The 1,044-nt window shown below is 74.3% G+C and carries 1 protein-coding gene; it reads left to right on the top strand.

The genetic code is table 11. From position 1 onward, the window contains the following. The coding region (locus CCN56_RS27455) for a PP2C family protein-serine/threonine phosphatase (RefSeq protein ID WP_256962174.1) at window positions 1-1,044 on the top strand (1,044 nt) is incomplete at both ends.

The raw sequence follows: 1,044 nt of genomic DNA, 5'->3' as shown, positions 1-1,044 counted from the left end.
CGCCCGCCGGGTCCGGCTCACGGCCCTGGTGGACCAGGTGCCGCTCGCCTCGCTCGCCGACATCAGCATCAGCCGGTACGGCGCGAGCGTCCTGTTCATCTGGCGCGTCGAGGACGAGTCGGCGCGCCTCGCCAGCCTCCTCCAGCACGCCCAGCGCCTCGGCCGGGTCGGTGCCTTCGAGGAGGACCTCGTCACCGGTGACATCACCTGGCACGGCCAGCTGTACGAGCTCTTCGGCCGCAGGACGACGGAGTCGCCGGTCGCCCTGCGCGACCTCGCCGGCCACGTCCACCCCGACGACGCCGACACCGTCCGCCGCTTCCTCCAGAAGGTGCTGCACCGGCGACAGGTGGGCTCCGCCGCCTTCCGCATGCTCCGCCACGACGGCGTCACCCGGCACATCCGGGTGACCGCCGAACCCGCCCCCGGCGGCGACGGCGGTCTCCAGACCGTCCGGGGCGCGTACCAGGACATCTCGGCGCAGCACTGGACCGAGGTCGCCCTCACGGCCACCCGCGACCGGCTGGCGGCGACGGAGGAGGCGGCCGAGGAACGCAACCGGCTCACCCTCCAGCTCCAGCACGCGATCATGCCGCCGGCCATGCCGCCGCTGGACGCGCCGGGACTCGACGTGGCCGTGCGCTACCGGCCCGCGGAGTCCGAGTCCCTGGTCGGCGGCGACTGGTACGACGCGGTCGTGCTGCCGTCCAAGAAGGTGCTCCTGTGCGTCGGGGACGTCGCCGGCCACGGCGTGGAGGCCGCCACCGGCATGGTGGTGCTGCGCAACGCCCTCCGCGGCCTGGCCGTCACATGGGCGGTGAGGTGGTGGGCGACGCTGTTGTGCCTGGCTCAGCAGCGTCGCCCAGCACCTCACGCCCATGTGACGGCCACCGCCGTCTGCGGCGTCTACGACCCGGAGAGCCGTACGCTGCGCTGGGCCCGCGCGGGACACCTCCCGCCGGTGCTGGTGCGCGGGGAGGAGGCGCTCGACCTGCCGCTCCTGCGCGGGGTGCTGCTGGGAGCCCTCGCGGAGACCGAGTACGA

Source organism: Streptomyces sp. NRRL B-24572, from assembly GCF_002156145.1.
Lineage (GTDB): Bacteria > Actinomycetota > Actinomycetes > Streptomycetales > Streptomycetaceae > Streptomyces > Streptomyces vietnamensis.
The sequence above is the reverse complement of the archived record's forward strand: the minus strand, read 5'-3'. Positions and strand labels throughout refer to the sequence as shown.